The sequence below is a fragment of the Bacillus sp. EE-W1 genome (assembly GCF_009760835.1).
Classification (GTDB): Bacteria; Bacillota; Bacilli; order Bacillales; family Bacillaceae_G; genus Bacillus_A; species Bacillus_A wiedmannii.
On sequence record NZ_WIPE01000151.1, the window covers coordinates 1 to 2942 of the forward strand.

Genomic DNA, 2942 nt, shown 5'->3' on the forward strand with positions numbered 1-2942 from the left:
GAGCAAAATCAACAAAACATGGCTTCACCAATTGATTTAAGTCAACAAGAACCTAATGAACTTTTTGAACAAATGCATTATGTTAAGTTACATGCTAAACATCAAAAACAAAAAACATTCTATCAACTACAACAATCGGTTCATCAAACAGTAGAAATGTTAGTTGATGTGGAACAAATGGTTCATCACACAGCAGAAATGTTAGAAAATGTAGAACAAGCACTTCTGTCAATCAATACGTTAAATCAAGTTACTCAACAAGTTAAAGAGTCACAAAAGATGTTGCAATAGTATTTACCTAGTCCCAATCGAGAACATTTAATCAACAGAATTTTAATAACTAATCTTACCAATAGTAAGAATATTCCCCTTTTATAGGACAATTCTTTCCTAGATGAAGTCTAAATCACTTATATTGCCGATGATATATATTATCATCGGCACAGATTGTAAACAAAAGAATTCCGAACAAGTCTTTTCAAGTGACCCCATAAGTTAGACAGATTATTTTATTAGGCAGCTTGTTAGGCATGAACTCTGTATTGTACTGGGATCATGCCTTTTAAATTGGCCCGGATCGTATGTGAATATAAGTATTTTATATATTTTTCTAGTTCTTGTTTAAAGTGTCCTACACTTTACATTCTTAAATAAATAAATTCCGATATGCCAAAGGATTTTTCCATAACTGCGTTATCGTTGTATCTATCGAGTCTAGTATGCATTACGGCGTGTTTTCTGGTGAACTATAATAACATTGAATATAGATATCCATAGGAAGGCTATCTGTGCTACAGCTACCTACTTAGGAAATTATTACGAAGGGATGATAAATTATGCAATCGCAAAATACAGAATATCGTAAGGGTATGAACTATGGTATGGGAGTCAATATCCTTAATGGTGAAGTTGCTGGAAAAGGAGTAGTGGTCGGGAACATAACCGAACCTACGGGGGCAGGTGGAATGGGCGCAAATTATGAATTTACTTTAATCAATTCCTATGAAGAACTTTACGATTCCCTTGGCATTTCCATTGCGGTTAGTGGCCATTATGGATTATTTAGTACAGAAGGTAAATTTCAATTTGCTAATGAAACCAAATTTAATACCCAATCCACTTTCTTATTAGTACATGCCGTTCTTGAAAATGCCTTTACTCAATGTGAAGATGCAGTACTTGAAGAACCTGCTGTCAAGCTACTTGAACAAGGTAAAAATGAAATATTCCGTGAACGATATGGTGATGGTTTTATTCGAGGAATGGGTACGGGGGGGGAGAATATTTTGCAATTATGGAAATAAAATCATCAAGCAAAGCAAAAAACCAGGAAATAGGAGTCTCCATTAAATGAGCATATGAGGCTCTTGTTGGAGGGATTGAAGCAGAGGTGGATGTAAATCGTAAAATTGCCGAGAAAAAAGAACAATGCGAAACTAACATCGTTCACTATCAAAGGGGTGGCAAAGGAGAAGGAATCGCTGCAGCTATCTCGCCTGAACAAGTAACAAATAGATTAAAAAATTTTGCAACAATTATTCAGGAAAACCCCGTTCCTTACTCTGTTCAAATAGCTAGCTATAAGTTATTAGATAATTATCCAGAAGGTCCAAATAAGTATGATATTGAAAATCAAAAACAAGTTCTAGAAAATTCAGCTAGGTTACGCCTAAAGTTACTCACTGCTCTGAATGATGTCCAATATGTACAATTAAATCCTGACTTTTTCGAAAATCCTCTTCCTGAACCTACTGTTTTAAACCAGTGGAGTGAACATTTATCAGGACAGTTAGCCCAACTAACTAAAGAAGCCTCAGCTTGTGCAAGTAACCCTGTGAGTGATAACTGTAAATTCTTTAGTCTTAACTTACCTGAAGGGTTTAAAATTCCTAAAAGAAAAGAGAATATGCAAGAACCGCAACCTCAAGTGGAAATGGTAAAAATCCGCGACGGTTTAATTGGACATCCCCTTAAGGTAGCTGAGGCTCTGCTCCGACAATCAGGATTAACACCCATTTCGCGCCCTGGTGAAAGGAGGAAATCAGCTATAAATCAAAAATACGTCTCAAATATAGAACCTGCCCCCGGAGTTGTTGTTCCAAAGGGATCAACTGTAACCATAACCTACACTGAAGAGTATTGTGAGGGGGAATGTAGTAGACCTATTAGACGCCTTGGAAAAAGACATACTTAATCCAAGGATGGTCCTTTTATAAAATCTGGGGTCTCATAGATGTAACTGAGTATCCCGATTAATCTTGGAAACACACTGACATCTTCGATTTTTCATTTGATTGATAAAACCATGATATCCTAATTGAGGGAATGAACATAGTCCCGATAATCGATGAAATAACCCTGCATATTATTCGTAAACTGGTAAAACCATAAAACGAAAATATTTTTTTATAATATTAAGGAGGAAAAAATGAACGATAAACTATATAGTGGAATTGTAGAAAATGGTCTGTTTAATATTGTGCAAAAAAAACCTGTTGATTGTAACCAAGTGAGATTGACCAAAATTCCTATGCAAGCAGCACAAACTCCAGAAAGTGCTCAAATTGAACTTTCCAATTATGAAGGAAAAAACATTCAGGTTAGTGGAAGATTAAGTGGTTGTTGGATTTTCTCCGCTGAGGTCAAATAATGGAGTAGGATTTTGAGTTTAATCTTTAAGTAATTGATTTTTATTTCATTTTCTTAAAGTAATGGGCGATTCTGGCTCACTGGTTGTGGATAAATATAATCCCAATGCGGTAAAATAGCTATGTCTACTATCGCGATTATCTCGTGCACGAGTTACAATTGTTTGTATTTTGTTATTTCCTGTTGCAGAATCCTTAAGCTATTAAGGATTCCTTTTTTGTATCTATAATCCAAAAATAAAAAGATAAGACCCGGGAACAGGATCTTATCTTTAGCACAAGAAGAAAACAAAA

General features: G+C 35.3%; 4 protein-coding genes and 1 pseudogene. 4 read left to right on the forward strand and 1 reads right to left on the reverse strand.

The window, feature by feature from the left end:
- Positions 1–291 (forward strand): hypothetical protein (locus tag GFJ36_RS28700; RefSeq protein WP_157349848.1); only part of this gene is annotated, 291 nt, incomplete at its 5' end.
- Positions 292–524: 233 nt separating this feature from the next.
- On the opposite strand, the pseudogene GFJ36_RS30305 reads toward GFJ36_RS28700, so the two are convergent.
- Positions 525–623 (reverse strand): annotated as a pseudogene (locus tag GFJ36_RS30305) (hypothetical protein); the annotation flags it as partial.
- Between the two features lie 213 nt (positions 624–836).
- Here GFJ36_RS30305 and GFJ36_RS28710 point away from each other — a divergent pair.
- The 3 genes from GFJ36_RS28710 to GFJ36_RS28720 all read left to right on the forward strand — a co-directional run bounded on the left by GFJ36_RS28710 (position 837) and on the right by GFJ36_RS28720 (position 2650).
- Positions 837–1304 carry a hypothetical protein gene (locus tag GFJ36_RS28710; RefSeq protein WP_098961832.1) on the forward strand — a complete coding sequence of 156 codons (468 nt, stop codon included), beginning with the start codon at positions 837–839 and terminating at the stop codon, positions 1302–1304.
- 86 nt (positions 1305–1390) lie between these two features.
- Complete coding sequence (locus GFJ36_RS28715) at positions 1391–2194, forward strand: PASTA domain-containing protein (RefSeq protein WP_157349849.1); 804 nt, start codon at positions 1391–1393, stop codon at positions 2192–2194.
- A 234-nt stretch (positions 2195–2428) separates the two neighbouring features.
- Entirely contained in the window at positions 2429–2650 is a 222-nt protein-coding gene (locus GFJ36_RS28720) for a hypothetical protein (RefSeq protein WP_098230580.1), read from the forward strand.
- Positions 2651–2942: the final 292 nt, after the last annotated feature.

Coding starts and splice junctions, on each gene's coding strand:
- GFJ36_RS28710 (WP_098961832.1), top strand. CDS start 837: ATGCAATCGCAAAATACAGAATATCGTAAGGGTATGAACTATGGTATG.
- GFJ36_RS28720 (WP_098230580.1), top strand. CDS start 2,429: ATGAACGATAAACTATATAGTGGAATTGTAGAAAATGGTCTGTTTAAT.